At 70.4% G+C, this 13,946-nt stretch carries 17 protein-coding genes; 6 read left to right on the forward strand and 11 right to left on the reverse strand.

Annotated features, from left to right (window positions below; translation table 11 throughout):
- Position 1: 1 nt before the first annotated feature.
- Positions 2 to 967 carry a bifunctional diaminohydroxyphosphoribosylaminopyrimidine deaminase/5-amino-6-(5-phosphoribosylamino)uracil reductase RibD gene (ribD, locus tag AC07NG_RS00420; RefSeq protein WP_494591413.1) on the reverse strand — a complete coding sequence of 322 codons (966 nt, stop codon included), beginning with the start codon at positions 965 to 967 and terminating at the stop codon, positions 2 to 4.
- 144 nt (positions 968 to 1,111) lie between these two features.
- Between ribD and AC07NG_RS00425 the strand changes: the two genes are divergently transcribed.
- Positions 1,112 to 1,795, forward strand: a complete 684-nt coding sequence (locus AC07NG_RS00425; RefSeq protein ID WP_494591415.1) for a GntR family transcriptional regulator — start codon at positions 1,112 to 1,114, stop codon at positions 1,793 to 1,795.
- Between the two features lie 40 nt (positions 1,796 to 1,835).
- Complete coding sequence (locus AC07NG_RS00430; RefSeq protein ID WP_110121286.1) at positions 1,836 to 2,288, forward strand: MaoC family dehydratase; 453 nt, start codon at positions 1,836 to 1,838, stop codon at positions 2,286 to 2,288.
- A 6-nt stretch (positions 2,289 to 2,294) separates the two neighbouring features.
- On the opposite strand, the gene AC07NG_RS00435 is transcribed toward AC07NG_RS00430, so the two are convergent.
- The 3 genes from AC07NG_RS00435 to purL form a co-directional block, all read right to left on the reverse strand.
- Positions 2,295 to 2,963: a phytanoyl-CoA dioxygenase family protein gene (locus AC07NG_RS00435; RefSeq protein ID WP_494591417.1), complete on the reverse strand. Its 669-nt coding sequence runs from the start codon at positions 2,961 to 2,963 to the stop codon at positions 2,295 to 2,297.
- 112 nt (positions 2,964 to 3,075) lie between these two features.
- Positions 3,076 to 3,432: a hypothetical protein gene (locus AC07NG_RS00440; protein ID WP_494591419.1), complete on the reverse strand. Its 357-nt coding sequence runs from the start codon at positions 3,430 to 3,432 to the stop codon at positions 3,076 to 3,078.
- A gap of 123 nt (positions 3,433 to 3,555) precedes the next feature.
- A complete protein-coding gene (purL, locus tag AC07NG_RS00445; protein WP_494591421.1) occupies positions 3,556 to 5,763 on the reverse strand; it encodes a phosphoribosylformylglycinamidine synthase subunit PurL in 2,208 nt (735 codons plus the stop codon).
- Between the two features lie 66 nt (positions 5,764 to 5,829).
- Here purL and AC07NG_RS00450 point away from each other — a divergent pair, with 66 nt between their 5' ends.
- From AC07NG_RS00450 to AC07NG_RS00465, 4 genes are all read left to right on the forward strand, one after another.
- Complete coding sequence (locus tag AC07NG_RS00450; RefSeq protein ID WP_492855211.1) at positions 5,830 to 6,093, forward strand: type II toxin-antitoxin system VapB family antitoxin; 264 nt, start codon at positions 5,830 to 5,832, stop codon at positions 6,091 to 6,093.
- The gene (locus AC07NG_RS00455; RefSeq protein ID WP_494591423.1) at positions 6,090 to 6,485 is read left to right on the forward strand and encodes a type II toxin-antitoxin system VapC family toxin; all 396 of its coding nucleotides are present in this window, start codon (positions 6,090 to 6,092) and stop codon (positions 6,483 to 6,485) included. The genes AC07NG_RS00450 and AC07NG_RS00455 overlap by 4 nt, the downstream gene beginning before the upstream one ends.
- Before the next feature lie 136 nt (positions 6,486 to 6,621).
- Positions 6,622 to 6,768 carry a hypothetical protein gene (locus AC07NG_RS00460; RefSeq protein ID WP_492855209.1) on the forward strand — a complete coding sequence of 49 codons (147 nt, stop codon included), beginning with the start codon at positions 6,622 to 6,624 and terminating at the stop codon, positions 6,766 to 6,768.
- A 141-nt stretch (positions 6,769 to 6,909) separates the two neighbouring features.
- On the forward strand, positions 6,910 to 7,719 hold the full coding sequence (locus AC07NG_RS00465; RefSeq protein ID WP_494591425.1) for a hypothetical protein: 810 nt from the start codon (positions 6,910 to 6,912) through the stop codon (positions 7,717 to 7,719).
- 19 nt (positions 7,720 to 7,738) lie between these two features.
- Here AC07NG_RS00465 and purQ read toward each other — a convergent pair whose 3' ends face one another.
- The 7 genes from purQ to AC07NG_RS00500 form a co-directional block, all read right to left on the reverse strand.
- Complete coding sequence (purQ, locus tag AC07NG_RS00470) at positions 7,739 to 8,401, reverse strand: phosphoribosylformylglycinamidine synthase subunit PurQ (protein WP_487287847.1); 663 nt, start codon at positions 8,399 to 8,401, stop codon at positions 7,739 to 7,741.
- 56 nt (positions 8,402 to 8,457) lie between these two features.
- Positions 8,458 to 8,943, reverse strand: a complete 486-nt coding sequence (locus tag AC07NG_RS00475; protein WP_494591427.1) for a DUF3291 domain-containing protein — start codon at positions 8,941 to 8,943, stop codon at positions 8,458 to 8,460.
- Between the two features lie 59 nt (positions 8,944 to 9,002).
- Entirely contained in the window at positions 9,003 to 9,596 is a 594-nt protein-coding gene (locus AC07NG_RS00480) for an SCO family protein (RefSeq protein WP_494591429.1), read from the reverse strand.
- A complete protein-coding gene (locus tag AC07NG_RS00485) occupies positions 9,596 to 10,036 on the reverse strand; it encodes a copper chaperone PCu(A)C (RefSeq protein ID WP_494591431.1) in 441 nt (146 codons plus the stop codon). The genes AC07NG_RS00480 and AC07NG_RS00485 overlap by 1 nt, the downstream gene beginning before the upstream one ends.
- A 3-nt stretch (positions 10,037 to 10,039) precedes the next feature.
- Entirely contained in the window at positions 10,040 to 11,374 is a 1,335-nt protein-coding gene (locus tag AC07NG_RS00490; RefSeq protein ID WP_494591433.1) for a PepSY-associated TM helix domain-containing protein, read from the reverse strand.
- 2 nt (positions 11,375 to 11,376) lie between these two features.
- A complete protein-coding gene (locus tag AC07NG_RS00495) occupies positions 11,377 to 13,434 on the reverse strand; it encodes a TonB-dependent receptor family protein (RefSeq protein ID WP_494591435.1) in 2,058 nt (685 codons plus the stop codon).
- A 96-nt stretch (positions 13,435 to 13,530) separates the two neighbouring features.
- Positions 13,531 to 13,920, reverse strand: coding sequence for a DUF2946 family protein (locus AC07NG_RS00500; protein WP_494591437.1), 390 nt, complete (start codon positions 13,918 to 13,920; stop codon positions 13,531 to 13,533).
- Between the last annotated feature and the right edge of the window lie 26 nt (positions 13,921 to 13,946).

The raw sequence follows: 13,946 nt of genomic DNA on the forward strand, positions 1-13,946 counted from the left end.
TTTAGGCCAGGACGCGGGTGACGGCGTCGCCGTCCGCGCCTTGGCGAATGATCACGTGCTCGTCCCACAGGCCGGCTTCGAGGAAGGCCGCCAGCAGGGTCGGGCCGCACTCGACCAGGGCCTCCATGACCCCGTCGTCGGCGAGGGTAGCCAGCGCCTGGGGGATGTCGCCGTGCAGGCTGGGGGCGAAGCCTCGCGCCTGGGCCGCGTCGAGATAGGCGCTTGGCGTGCGGCCCCGGCGGTCGAGGATCGCCAGGCGGCGCGGCTTGCGGCGCGGGTCCGGAACCCGGCGGACGGTGAACAGCGGACTGTCGGCCAGGATCGTGCCCGAGCCGGTGATCACCGCGTCGGCCCGCCGGCGCAGGTCGTGGGCCAGGGTCAGGGAAGCTTCCGAGGTGAAGGTCTTGGCTCCAGCCGGCGGGATCATCGAGCCCTCGGCGTCCAGGGCCTGTTTGATCGTCAGCCACGGCCGGCCCTTGGTCAGGCGGGTGGCGAACGGCGCGAGCAGCCGGGCTGCGCGGGCTTGCAGGTCGGCGGCGTCGGGGTGGGCTAGGGCGGCGATCGGCTGGATGGCGAGGCCGGCCGCTTCCAGTCGCGCGGCGCCGCCGGCCGCCGTCGGATTGGGGTCGCCCGCGCCGTACCAGACCGCTCGCGCCGGGCTGGCCAGGATCGCCTCGGCGCAGGGCGGGGTGGCGCCGTGGTGATTGCAGGGCTCCAGGGTGACGACCACGGTGTGGACCGCGTCCAGCCGTCCCGCCGCGCGGCAGGCGGCCAGGGCGGCGGCCTCGGCGTGCGGCTGTCCCGCCGCCTCGTGGGCCGCCACGGCCAGCACCGACCCGTCCGCCGCCAGCACGGCGCAGCCCACCGGCGGGTTTGGCGCGGTGGCGCCGACGAAGCGGTCGGCGGCGTCCAGCGCCAGCCGGAAGGCCGTCGCGATCTGGTCGGGGGAGGGGAAGGGCGCCGTCATCGGCCGCCTATAGATGACGGCATCGGCGGCTTTCCAAGCCAGCATCGCCGTTCGCGTCTCTTACATTTTAGACCCCGTCGGGAATGACGCTCGGGGCCTTTTGGCTTAACTGCGAAGCATGACCGACCGCTCGCCACCGCCGCGATGAAGGGGCCGCGCAACAGCGTCGAGCCGCACGGCGCCTGGTCGCCGGGGCTGCAGAAGGCGCGGCTGTACGAGCTGATCCTGCAGGACATCCTGCTGGGCGACCTCGCCCCCATGCAGGTGCTGGAGGAAAAGGCCCTGGCCGTCCGCTACGCCGGAGGCTTGGCCGGCGTGCGCGACGCGCTCGGACGGCTGGCGATCGAGGGCCTGGTCGTGCGCCGTCCCCGCGTCGGCACCATCGTCGCGCCGCTGGACGTGGCCGAGATCGAGCACGCCTTCCAGGTGCGGCTGATGCTGGAGGCCAAGACCGCTGGCCTGGCCGCCCGCAACCATCGACCAGCCGACCTGCCGGCCATCCTGGAAGCCTTCGACGGGGCCGAGGACGCCATCGCGGCCGGCGATTTCCGGGCCATGCTGGCCATGGACCTGGCCTTCCACCGCGCCGTGGCCTTCGCCACCCAGAACCCGACCCTGGCCCGCTTCGTCGTCAGCCTGCAGAACACCGCCACCCGCTTCTGGATCTGGCAGATGGAGAAGCAGGCGCCCGACGACCAGCTGATCGACGTCGTCCTGCACCGGCGGATGGCCGACGCCATAGCCGCCCGTGACGCCGTCCTGGCCGAGTCGATCTGCGCCCAACTGATCGGCCAGCCGCCCAGCGCGTCTGAACCCGAGGGGCGGTAACGGTTTTGCGACGCGCCGCGACCCGTGCTAACGCCGCGTCATGATCGAACAACATCCCTCCGGCGGGTACATCCTCGAAGAGCTCTTCGTTGGCATGACGGCCGAAAAGCTCGTGCCCGTCACCGAAGAGCGCATTCAGCTGTTCGCCGAGGCGTCGGACGACTTCAACCCCGTGCACGTGGACGAGGCCTTCGCCGCCAAGACCGCCTATCGCGGCCGCATCGCCCACGGCCTGCTGTCGGCGTCGTTCGGGTCGGCGGTGGTCGGCACCATCCTGCCGGGCGCGGGCGCGATCTATCTCAGCCAGACCCTGGCCTTCCACCGGCCCGTGCGCATCGGCGACGTCGTGACTGCCCGGATCACCGTTTCGGCCATCGACCAGGAAAGCGCGCGCGTGACCCTGACCTGCGCCGCCCTGGTCGGCGACGACGTCGTCATGGACGGCGAAGCCACCGTCCGCGTCCCGCGCCGCCGCCGTCCCGCCAAGGCCTAGAGGCCTCTAGGGGATAAACATCTCGCTGGTGTCCATGCGCACGGTGCGGACCGCGCGGCAGGCGTCTTCACCGGCGCGGTGGCTCTCGTGCATGAAGCTCACCAGCAGCGACCGCCGCCGCGCGCCCGAGCGGTTGAGGGTCGCGCCGTGCGGCAGGTCGGCGTCGAACACCAGGATGTCGCCCGCCTCGCCCGACAGCACCTGGGCATGGCTCTCGTCCAGCTGGCCGTCGTCGAGATGGCGCGACATCACCCGTGTCGCGCCGTTCTCGGGGCCATAGGGGTCGAGATAGACCATCGCCGAGACGGTCTTGAGGCCCGCGCCGTCGCGGTGCAGGGGCTGGTGGCCGTTGTCCTGCAGCGGTTCGCGGCCCTCGACCTGGCTGAGGAAGAACGGGCCGGCGATCATCCGCGCGACGGCGCCCAGCAGGGCCGGGACGCGGCAGGCCTTCTGCACCGTCGGGTCGAGATCGACGAGGGCGTGGCGCCAGCCAAAAGCGCGGGGCGCGCCCCATTGCTCCGGCGGTCCGACACCGGCGTCGAAGGCCGCGCGCATGGCCTCGCGCCAGGCCTCGGGCACGGCGCCGCGCAGCAACAGATAGCCCTGGTGGTCGAGAAGAGCGGCCAGGTCCGCGTCCAGCGGAGCGACCTTGGTGGGCGCCAGCAGATCGGTCATCACGCTCCTGCGAAACTCTGCCGCGAGAAGATCGCGCGCGGTCGGGCTGGAGCGTAGCCGTCCGAATTGCCATTTGAAGTGGAAATAGACACCGATCCGAAGATCGGGCGCGTCAGTCCACGCAGATGGTCGCCGTCGCGCGGCCGTTCTCGACCTTGGCGTAGCAGCCGAACTGCACGTTGGAGCGGCGGCATTGGCCGGTGACCGGCTCGTCTCGGCTTTCCAGATTGCCTTCCAGGACGCAGCCGCCCTGGCATTGCGAGCCGCTGGTGCAGGCCTTGCCGGCGTCGGCGTAGGGCACGACGCAGGTCGGCAGGCCGCGGCGGCCGACGGTCTCGATCTGGCCGCCCCGGGCCGAGCAGGCCTCGACGCTGTCGCCTTGGGCGACGGGCGTCGGGGTGGGAGCCGGAGCCGTCGGGGCGCAGGCGGTCAGGGAGAGCAGGAGGGCGGCGATCAGCGGCAGGCGCATGGCGTTCCTTTAGCGAAAGGCGCGTGGTCCTCGTCCTTCGACAGGCTCAGGATGAGGACCATTTCAGCGCCGAGGGTGAGTGAAAACCTCACCCTGAGCTTGTCGAAGGGCGAGGTTTTCACCTCACCCCATGAACGCCGGCAGCCAGGCTTCGTTCGTCTCGCGCAGCTTGGCCAGCGGGATCGAGAACAGGTCGGTCGAGGCGAAGGCCTCGCCGCCGGCCACGCCCGCGAGGTTGGCGTGCACGCCGGCTTCCTTGGCCGCTTCCAGCAGGGCGTCCGGATCGGGCGTCGCCACCAGGTAGCGGGCCTGGTCCTCGCCGAAGAGATACGGGTGGGCGTGGGCGTGGCTGGAGGCGTTCAGGGTGATCCCGACCTTGCTGGCCAGGGCGATGTCGGCCGCGGCGATCAGCAGGCCGCCGTCCGACAGGTCGTGCACGCCGGCCACCAGGCCCGAGCCGATCAGGCCGCGCACGAAGTCGCCGTTCTTGCGCTCGACGGCCAGGTCGACCGGCGGCGGGGCGCCGTCCTCGCGGCCCAGGATCTCGCGCAGATAGATCGAGGCGCCCAGTTCGCCGTGCGTCTCGCCGATCAGCACCAGGGTGTCGCCCTCGGCCACGTTGCCGAAGCCCGTGCGCAGGTCGAAGTCGGTCAGCAGGCCGACGGCGCCGACGGTCGGGGTCGGCGGAATGGCGACGCCGTTGGTCTCGTTGTAGAGGCTGACGTTGCCGCTCACGACCGGGAAGTCCAGCGCGCGGCAGGCCTCGGCCATGCCGTCGGTGGCGCGCACGATCTGGCCCATGGTCTCGGGCTTTTCGGGGCTGCCGAAGTTCAGGTTGTCGGTGATGGCGATAGGCAGCGAGCCGGCGGCCGTCAGGTTGCGCCAGGCTTCGGCGACGGCCTGCTTGCCACCCTCGTACGGGTCTGCCTGGACGTAGCGCGGGGTGCAGTCGCTGGTCACGGCGACGGCCTTGCCGGTGCCGTGGATGCGCACGATGCCGGCGTCGCAGCCGGTGGCGCTGTCTTCCAGGGTGTCGGCCATCACGTGACGGTCGTACTGCTCCCACAGCCAGCGCTTGGAGGCCATGTCGGGGCAGCCGATCACCTTCAGCACGGCCTCTTCCCAGTTCTCCGGGGCGGGCACGTGGCCGGGGTCGAGGCGGGCGTCGACCTTGGGCTCGGTCCACGGACGGTCATAGAGCGGCGCGTCGTCGAACAGCGGGGCCAGGGGCACGTCGCAGACGGTCTCGCCGTGATGCTTGAGCACCAGGCGGCCGGTGTCGGTGGTGTAGCCGATGACGGCGGCGTCCAGGCCCCACTTCTCGAAGATGGCGTGGCCGTCCTGCTCGCGGCCGGGCTTCAGGACCGCCAGCATGCGCTCCTGGCTTTCCGACAGCATCATCTCGTAGGCCGACATGCCGGTCTCGCGCTGCGGGACCATGTCCATGTTCAGCTCGATGCCGACGCCGCCCTTGCCGGCCATCTCGACCGACGAGGAGGTCAGGCCGGCCGCGCCCATGTCCTGGATGGCGGCGACGGCGCCGGTGGCCATCAGTTCGAGGGTGGCCTCGATCAGCAGCTTCTCGGCGAAGGGGTCGCCGACTTGGACGGTCGGGCGCTTCTCCTCGGAGTCTTCCGAGAACTCGGCCGACGACATGGTCGCGCCGTGAATGCCGTCGCGGCCGGTCTTGGAGCCGAAATAGACGACCGCCAGGCCAGCGCCCGGAGCGGCCGAGTAGAAGATGCTGTCGGACTTGGCCAGGCCCACGCACATGGCGTTGACCAGGATGTTGCCGTTGTAGCCCTTGTGGAAGTTGGTCTCGCCGGCGACGGTGGGCACGCCCACGCAGTTGCCATAGCCGGCGATGCCGGCGACCACGCCGTCCACGAGGCGCTTGGTCTTGGCGTGGCCCGGCTCGCCGAAGCGCAGGGCGTTCAGCAGGGCGATGGGGCGCGCGCCCATGGTGAAGACGTCGCGCATGATGCCGCCCACGCCCGTCGCCGCGCCCTGGTAGGGCTCGATGTAGGACGGGTGGTTGTGGCTCTCCATCTTGAAGATGATCGCGTCGCCGTCGTCGATGTCGATGACGCCGGCGTTCTCGCCCGGGCCGCAGATCACCCGCGGGCCGCTGATCGGGAACTTCTTCAGCTGGTTCTTCGACGACTTGTACGAGCAGTGCTCGGACCACATCACCGAAAACACCCCCAGCTCGACGAGGTTGGGCTCGCGGCCCAGGCGGTCGAGGACGACCGCGTACTCCTCGGGCTTCAGACCGAATTCGGCGGCCGTATCGGCCATGGACTTGGCGGGGGCGGTGGAGGGTGCGCTCATGGGCGCGCCTTCTAGCGCGGCTGGGGGGATTCCGCTATATTCTAGAAAGCTGAAGGTGGTTCTAGAATGGGCATCAGCATCAAGCGGGCCGAGACGGAGCAGCTTGCGCGTCAGGTGGCCGAGGCCACGGGCGTCAGCCTGACCGACGCGATCCACAATGCGCTGGCCGATACGCTGAAGGCGCTGGGGCGGGAGCCTCGGACGGAAACGGCCCGTCGCGCGGAAATTGAGGCCTGGTTGCGCGAGGTCGATGCACGGCCTCGGATCTCCGACAAGACGGCGGCGGAGATCGACGCCGAAATGTATGACGAGCAGGGCCTGCCCCGTTGATCGTCGTCGATACGTCGGCGTTGGCGGCCATCGTTCTGAAAGAACCCGAGCGCGAGACGTTTCTCTCGGTCCTGCTCGCCCAGCCGCGCAAGGCGATGTCCGCCGCCAGCGTGGTCGAGGCCGCCCACGTCTACGCCAAGGTCTTCGTGCCGGAGATTGTCTCGCACGAGCTCGACAGGGATTTGCAGATGCTCGGGATCGAGGTCGTCGATGTCGATCGGCCGCAAGCGCGTTTGGCGATCGAGGCGGCGATGACCTTCGGCAAGGGCCGTCATCCGGCGAGGTTGAACCTGGGCGATTGTTTTTCCTACGCCTTGGCCAAGTCGCTGGACGCGCCGTTGCTCTACAAAGGCGACGACTTCGCCCATACCGACATCCGCTCCGCGCTCTGACGCATGGCGCGAAAACTCAGTGAAAACATTAGCTAAGCAGGAACTAAGGCAGCTCCGCCGGAGGAACGCGGTGACTCCCCGGCCCGTTTTCTGTCTCGTGCGCAGCCAGCGCGCGGACCGAAGAGGAGTAAAGCCCATGGGCGAGCAAACCCGCAATCCGCAGCAACAGCAGCAGAACCCGCAGCGACAGGCCCCGGGCCAGCAGCAACAGCAGCGCCAGAATGAACCGGGCCGCAACCCGGGCGGCCAGGAAAACCAGCCGGATCGCGACCGCGAACGCTGAATGGACTGAGCGTTAGCAGCGCTCCATCGGAGGAAGGGCCGGCGTTCGCTCCGCCGGCCCTTTTCTCGTGAGCCTTCCGGGGTGAGCTTGAGCGTGGGGTGACGGCGTGCTCTACCGAAGGGCGCTGTCGGGGGTGTGATCTTGCGTAGGTTTGTTCCAGCCATTTCCGCCTTGGCGTTCGTCGCGGCGGCGTGCGGGCGTACGCCCGAGCAGGCGTCGGCGCCCGAGGCCAAGCCGGCGAGCCGGGCGGCTCCCGTCGCGCGCGCCGCCACGGCGGTCGGACCGGCCTATGTCGCCGACTATTCGGATTTCTTTTGCCATCGAAAGGGACGGGTCCCCGCCGCCGCCGAACCCGCCGATCCCGAAGCTTTCGCACGCGAGCACCAGGCTCGCGAGCAGGCCGCCGAAGCCCGGGCGATCGCCGCCACGGCCGGACGGGTCAGGCGCGAAGGCCTGGTGCTCACGGTCGGCAAGACGCGCTTCGAGACCAAACCCTTCGAGCAGCACGAGGCCCAGGGCGTCGACTACACCTATCTGGGGCGCATGCCGGGTGCGCCGTTCGACGTGGTGCGCGGCCTGCACTACGAATGGACGACCTGGAACGTGGTCGGCGACGATGGCCGCATCGTCGAGCTGTCGGGACCGCCGACGCCGTCGCCCGACGACCGCGCCTTCGTGTCCGCCGGCAATGACGACGCCGGCGTCGAGTTCGACGGCCTCCAGATCGCGCAGCAGCGCAACGGCGTGTTCGAGATCGTCGAGGTCGAGGCGCCAATGGCCTGCGATCCGCGCTGGACAGGCCCTGACGAGCTGAGCGTGAAGATCCTGCCCGGCGCGACGGGCGAGCAATATTGGAGCGCGTCCGAGGGACGTCTCGATCCGTCGGAGTGGAAAACCGTCCGGGTGGTGCGCGACGGCGCGGGCTGGAAGATCATTCCGCCCGCGGCGTGAAGCCTCAGTCCCTGAAGTCTCAGGCGCTCTGGAAAACGCTGCGGAACAGGATCGCGCCGTCTTCCGAGCCGAGGTCGGCGTCGAACGAGCGGTCGGGGTGGGGCATCAGGCCCAGGACGTTGCCGCCGGCGTTGACGATGCCGGCGATGTCGCGGGCCGAGCCGTTGGGGTTTTCCTTGTAGCGGAACACCACCTGGCCTTCGCCCTCGATCCGGTCGAGGGTTTCCTCGTCGGCGAAGAAGTTGCCCTCGCCGTTGCCGACGGTCATCACCGCGTCGCGCTGCTCGCCGAAGGCGGCGGTGAAGCGGGTCTGGCCGTTGACGATGTCGAGATCGACCGGCTTGCAGATGTATTTCAGCTTGGCGTTGCGCAGCAGGGCGCCGGGCAGCAGGCCGACTTCCGTCAGCACCTGGAAGCCGTTGCAGATGCCGACGACGGCCACGCCGCGGTTGGCGGCCGAGACGACCTCGCGCATCACCGGGCTCTGGGCGGCCATGGCCCCGCAGCGCAGATAGTCGCCGTAGGAGAAGCCGCCGGGCAGGACGATCAGGTCCAGGTCGTCCGGCAGGGCCGTCTCCTGGTGCCAGACCATCTCGACGCGAGCGCCGGTGGAGCGTTCGACGGCGACCTTGCAGTCACGATCGCAGTTGGAACCCGGGAAGACGACGACGGCGGCTTTCATGGCGCGGGCCTGTAGCACCGTTCGGATCGAATGTCAGGCGCCGGAAGGCCGAAACGTCACGCGCATTCGTCCAGCACCGGCTCGACGCCTTCGCCGGCCGGGGCGGGGAAGGGGTGGCGGAAGGTGAAGGCGGCGTGCGTCGGGCCGTGGGCGGCCAGCAGGGCCAGCTTCTCGACCGCCTCCTCGACGGTGGGGCGATGGCCGGCCGCAACCCACCACAGCGCCAGATGCGGCCCCTCCGCCGGCTCGAACCATTCGCGCCGCCGCCGCATGATCTCCACATGGGCCGAGCGGTAGACATAGGCCCCCAGCGAGGGGATGTCGGTCCAGGTCGACAGGTTGGGGATCACCAGCGGATCGCCGCCGACGGCCAGGTCGGTGGCGTTGTTGCCGTCGCCCTTCAGCCGCCAGACGAAACCCGGCGAGGCCTCGGCCAGCTGGTTGATGCGGTCGAGATTGTCGACGAAGTCCTTGATCGCCGGGTCGTCGATCGGCGCCCGCAGGCGGCCGATATTGACCTGGGCCAGTTCGAAGGCGGCCATGACGTCCTCCCGTCTTGTTCCAAGCGCAGGTAGGAAGCCGTGGCCGCCGCCGGAAGGGCTCAGCTTCCCAGCAGCCTGCGCAACTGGCCCTCCGCCCGGTCGGGCGGCGACTGGTAGGCGATCGGCTCGACGAAGCCGCCCTTGGCGTCGAACAGGTAGATCGCCGAGGAATGGTCGATCGTGTACTCGCCGCCCTCCTGCGGGACCTTCTTGTAGTAGACGCGATAGGCCTTGGCGGTCTTGGCGATCTCGTCGGGCGTTCCGGTGAAGCCCTGGATGCGGTGGTCGAAGTTCGACAGGTAGAGCTTCAGCTGGGCGGGCGTGTCGCGCTCGGGATCGACCGAGACGAACACCACGTTCAGCTTGTCGGCGTCGGGACCCAGGGCTTTCAGCCAGGCGGTCATGTCGGCCATGGTCGTCGGGCACACCTCGGGGCAGTAGGTGAAGCCGAAGAAGATCGCCGTCGGCTTGCCCAGCAGGCTCTTCTCGGTGACCGGCTTGCCGTTCGTGTCCACGAGGTTGAACGGCCCGCCGATCTGGATCGTCGAGCGCGGAGCCTGCGCCGGTTCCTTCTGGCCGCAGCCGGCCAGGGGCAGGGCGCTGGCGGCGACGAGGCCTAGGGTGAGGCCTAGGGTCAGGGCGAGCGCGCGCATCAGCGGTTCCCCACGGCGCGGACCTGGGCCTGAACCGTCACCGGCGGCGCCTTGGCGAACTTCAGGGTCAGGGGAACCTTGGCGCCGGCCGTCAGGGCGATCTTCGGGCCGATGACCATCAGGTGCTCGGCGCCGGGCTTCAGGGCCACGGCCTTGCCGGCGGGCAGGGCGAGTCCGTCGGCCAGCTTGCGCATGCGCATGACGCCGCCGTCCATCGACATGGTGTGGATCTCGCCGCGCTTGGCGGCGGGGGTCTCCACCGCGACCAGGCGATCGTCGGCGCTGGCGGTCAGGGTCACGTAGCAGCCGCCGGCCATGGCCCCGGCCGGAGCCGCGCGGCACCAGGCGTCGGCGACGGTCACTTTCGGAGCGGGCGGCGCGGCCAGCGCCGGGCTCGCCAGCACGGCGAAGGCGAGGGGAAGAAGAGCGAAGGCTTTCATCGGTCAGGCTCCGAGGCGCGGCGCGGGGGACAGCCGCCGCAGGACGAGGTCGAGGATCAGCGCCGCCGCCAGCGTGGCGCCGACGAGCGGGTAGAGAACGGCCAGCGGCAGCACGACCGCCAGAAGGCCCAAATAGGCGCCGCGACGGGCCGGCGGAACGGGGGCGGCCAAGCGACCCTTGGGCCGCCGCTTCCACCACATCACCACGGCCGATACGCCGAGCAGCCAGACGGCGACGCAGCCGGCCAGCATGACCAGTTTGTTGGCGAGGCCGAACTCCTGGCCCTGGTGCACGGCGATGCCCCATTCGATGGCCTTGGCCGCCGGTCCGAAGTCGCGGTAGCCGAGGTCGGCCAGCACCTGGCCGTCGCCGCCGTCGAGATAGACGGCGCGGGTCGCCTCCACCTTGTCGGGCATGTAGGCGGCGGTCCAGGTTCCGCCGTGGCCCTTGGGCAGGGTCAGGGTGAAGCCGCCGGTCAGACCTGCCGCGCGGGCCTTGGCCACGATCGCATCGACGTCGAGGCTGGCGTGATGGGCGATGGAAACAGGCGCGGCGTGGGTCTGCAGCGCCCAGGGGACGCCTTCAGCAGGCGCGCTTGGAGCGGGCGCGCCGGCGTGGTGGCCCTCGGCCACCGGCGGCTTGGGACGACCCCAGCCGGCCTGTGTGGTGATCTGGCGGACCTCCTTGCCCCAGAAGGCCGACCACGGCATGCCGGTGGCGGCCAGGAACACGATCACCAGCCCCGCGAAGGCGCCGGTCACCGCGTGCAGGTCGCGCCAGAACAGGCGCTTGGCGGGCTGGCTGCGCACCGTCACCACCCCGCCGCCCTGGCCGCGCGGCCACCACAGGAAGACCCCGGTGGCGACCAGCACGATGGCCCAGCCGGCGACGACCTCGACCAGCAGGTTCGCCACCGGTCCGGCGATGTCTAGGCTGTGCAGCCGCTTGACCAGGCCCATCAGGCCGCCGGGCGCGGTGACGCCCAGGGCCTGGCCGGTGTGTGGATCGACATAGGCCGTGCGGGGGCCTTCGTCGGTGTCGACCTCCAGCTGGACCGAGCGATCGCCCCGCGCCGGCACGACCAGCCGCCGGACCTTGCCGCCCGAGGTCAGTTCGGCGTTGGCGATCCAGGTCGCGACCGGCGTCGTCGCGGGGCCGTCGGCGACCACCACCAGCGGCCGGTGGACGACCGCCGTCAGCTCGTCCTTGAAGAGGTACAGCCCGCCGGTCAGGGCCAGCAGCATCAGCACCGGCAGCACCAGCAGGCCGGCGTAGAAGTGCCAGCGCCAGAAGGCGCGGTAGACCTCGCCGGCTGGGGTTGGTTCGATCGTGGCCATGCTCAGAACGCCACCGTCACGCCGCCATAGACCGAGCGGCCGTCGCCGGGCCACAGCACGGCGCTTGAGGCGGTCCACACCGTGGCGGCCTGGGTGTTGGAGACATAGGCCTTGTCGGTCAGGTTCCGGGCGTCGAGGAACAGCGAGACCTTGTCGGTCGCCTTCCAGCCGGCGTTGAGGTTGAGGATCGCGTAGGCCGGGGCGGCCTTGGTGTTCTTGTAGTCGATCCACTGGTCGCTGGCCGACCACTCGACCGACGGGGCCACGAACCAGCCGCCGCGACCGTCGTAGCGCACCTCGGCGCGATAGAAGTGTTCAGGCACGATCGGCAGGCGGTTGTCGCCGTACTGGGCGTCGCCGTCGAAGCGGAAGTCCGACCAGGTCCAGGTCTGGCGGATGCGCCAGCGCGGGGCCACGGCCCAGTCGAGCGCCGCCTCGATGCCCTGGTGGATGGTCTTGTCGGCGTTGAAGGTGGTGGCCGGAATGGTGCTGCTGACCGTGTACTGCAGCATCTCGTGCTTCAGGTTCGCGCGATAGAAGGTCAGGTCGTAGGTCAGCGGGCCGCGATGGCCGCGCGTCCCGACCTCGCCGGTCCAGGCTTCCTGCGGCTGCACCGGGGTGAAGCCCGCGTTGGTCGGGCTCATCGCGCTGAAGTTCGGCGGCTCGACCGAGCGGGTGACGTTGGCGAACACCTGGTCGCCCGCCGAATTCTGCCACAGCAGGCCGACGCGCGGCGAGAACCAGTCATAGGTCTTGTCGGCCGTCAGGTTGAAGGTCGTCGAGACGCCCTGCACGGCGAAGCTGACATAGTCGCGCTCGGCCCGGCCCCAGCTGGCGCCGCCGACCACGGCCAACTGCTCGGTCACGAACAGGCGGCCCTCGCCGAACAGGTCCATGGCCTTGGCGTTCTGCTGGGTGCGCGAGGTCGGCGTCCCGCGAGCCCCGCGATTGTTGACGTAGAAGTTGGAGTCCATGTCGCCCAGGCGCCACCAGGCGCCGAAGAAGGCGTCGGCGCGCAGGCCGCCCAGCTGGCCGTCCCAGTCGAAGCGGCCGAAGGCGCCGTAGTTGCGGCTCTGCTGGTCGATGACCTGGAAGATCGGGTGGTCGAGGTCCTTCCACACCGCATAGACCGCGCCCTCGAACACCAGCTGCTCGTTCAGCCGCCAGCTGGTGCGCAGTGAGCCGCGCAGGCCGCGCTGGTTGCGGCCCTGGTCGGCGGCGGCGCTGGCGGCGGCGGGCTGCCGCGGATTGGCCTGGAACTGGGCCAGGGTCAGGGCCCCGGGGATCTCCTGGTTGACGTTCGAGCCGTTGAGGATGAACCGCACCTCGCGGTCCTCGCCGAACGATCGCCCGACGTTCAGGCTGCCGAACTGGATGTTCTGCTGGCTCTGCGAGCGCCAGCCCTGGGCGGTCTGGTTGGTGGCGGCGGCGTAGACGTCCCAGTCGCCGGACTGGCGGGCCAGGGCGACGTGCTCGCGGATCAGGCCGTAGGAGCCGCCGTCGACGCGGAGCTGGGCGCCGTAGCCGGCGTCCTTGCCGGTGGGGGTGACCATGTTGATCGCCCCGCCCAGCAGGGCCCCGCCGAAGCGCAGGGCGTTGCCGCCGCGATAGACCTCGGCGTAGCGGGTGTTGAGCGGGTCGGCGACCTGACTGTCGCCATAGCCGTCGGCCTCGTTCAGCGGCACGCCGTCCTGGGCCAGCAGCAGGCCGCGGTTGTGGCTGGCGTTGCCGATCCCCGAACCGCGGATCGAGATGCGGATGTCGCCGCCCCACTTGCGCTGGGCGTAGACCCCGGGGGCGTCGCGCAGCACGTCGTCCAGGGCCAGCGACTGGCGGGAAGCGAAGGACTCCTGGGAGATCACCGACACCGCGCCCGGCGTTTCCGACAGGCGCCGGCGGGCGGCGGCGACCACGGCCGGCTCCTCGGGATTGGGACGGGCGGTGACGATGACCGACGAGACGTCGGTGTCCGAGTCGGCTGGAACTGGAGCGGCGTCGGCGGCGAAGGCGGCGGGCGCGACGGCGAGCATGGCGACAGACGCCAGCAGGAGAGACTTCATGGTGGCTTGTTCGTCCTTCGGCCGCGCACGGCGGCCGTGATGATCTGCGCGCGTCGCAAAGGACGCGCGGGCGCTAGCCGACCGAGGGCGGCCGGATCAGATCAGCAGGGACGGAGGGCCGGTGGCCGGCGGAGGCGGGGCGGCGAGACCCCGGCCGGGAACGACGGTGCGGGCGAGCGCCGAGGGCGCTGCGGTTTCGGTGGCGACCAGCGTCTCGGCCGCCAGGGCGATCTCGACCGGCGGCGCGGCCGGGCCCTGGGCCGCGAACGGGCAGGGGCCGTCGTGATGCTGCTGCTTGCCGTCGTCCTGGTCGTGCCGCTGGTCGCTCTGGTGGGTGTCCAGCAGCTCGCCGGGCGAGACGGTCTTGGCCCCGCCGGCGGTGCAGAGCACCAGGGCGAAGGGCAGGCCGTTGCGGGGCTCGGCGCCCGGCATGAAGCCCGCCGGGATCAGCACCTTGAGCACGATCGCCAGCACCGCGAGCGCCATGAAGGCGTCGCGCGCAAGCCATCTCG

Source organism: Caulobacter sp. GW821-FHT10C03 (assembly GCF_059415485.1).